The 1,054-nt window shown below is 53.0% G+C and carries 1 protein-coding gene; it reads left to right on the top strand.

Annotated features, from left to right (window positions below; genetic code table 11):
* A partial coding sequence (locus ACTRWI_RS22490; RefSeq protein WP_499133913.1) for a hypothetical protein occupies positions 1 to 1,054 on the top strand: 1,054 nt, incomplete at both ends.

Genomic DNA, 1,054 nt, shown 5'->3' with positions numbered 1-1,054 from the left:
ATGCTTTACATCGCACGTTGGTACCGACAGAGCTCAGTGTGGGGATGTCAGTCAGTTTAAACCAGCACGACATCAGCCTGCTAGCACAAAGCGGACTAGCGGTGGACTACCAATGGCAGCATGGTCAATTAGGGGGCAGCTGGACTGATATTTCGGGGGCGACGGATAGTAACTATGTGGCACAGACCACAGATGTGGGCGACACCTTACAACTTTGCCTCACGCTGACCGATGGGGCTAGTGGCGAGAGTGAATCGGTGTGCAGTCATCCAAGTCAAACGGTCACCGACAACACGACTGGTTACGCGCTGCGTACCGTGTATCTCAAACTCGACAGTCTCACGGATACATTATCACTGACAGACGCTTCACAAACTTGGTTAGATAACCTCTTAACGACTGAAAACCTCATGGCGACCTATCAGTGGTATCGCATACCGCAGGGGGGCAGCATAGATTCCGGTGGTACGCCGGTTGGCGTGGGCAGCAAAGACTACACCTTAGTGACGTCTGCCGATGTCGATTATCAACATGCGCTACGCGTGACATTAGATAATGGTGATGTGGTCAACAGCGACCTCAGTGATGCATGGGGCGGCGCAGGTAGCAGTGCGCCGAACTCTGACGACACCTTCCAGAATTTGTATCTTGATTTAGTTCGTATTGAATCGTTGGCCTCTCCTCAGCAAGTGGGCGATATGGTTACCGCTCGATTGCTTGGCAGTACGCGAGAGCATAATCAAGCGCCAGATGGTGTTCAGTACCAATGGCAACGCAGCAGTGATGGGGTCAATTGGAGTGACATTCCAACGCTGGGCAATGAGGCCAATTATCAGTTGACCAGTGCCGATGAAAGCGCCGGTGAGGTGCGCGTGATAGCAACACCAATTGTGGGTGGCAACGCCTTAACCGCATTGGTCTCTGCTCCCATGCCAGTGGTCAGTGGCGTGACGGAGTTATTGAGTATCGCGTTGACGCCATCACAGATACCCCTTCCTCAAAGTGAGGTATTGGGTGTGGTGTTGCTGGAGCAGCCATCGGGAGCCAATCTCAC

The organism is Pseudoalteromonas sp. G5_S1_14_S5, assembly GCF_054968605.1.
This window is presented reverse-complemented; position numbering and strand designations above follow the sequence as displayed.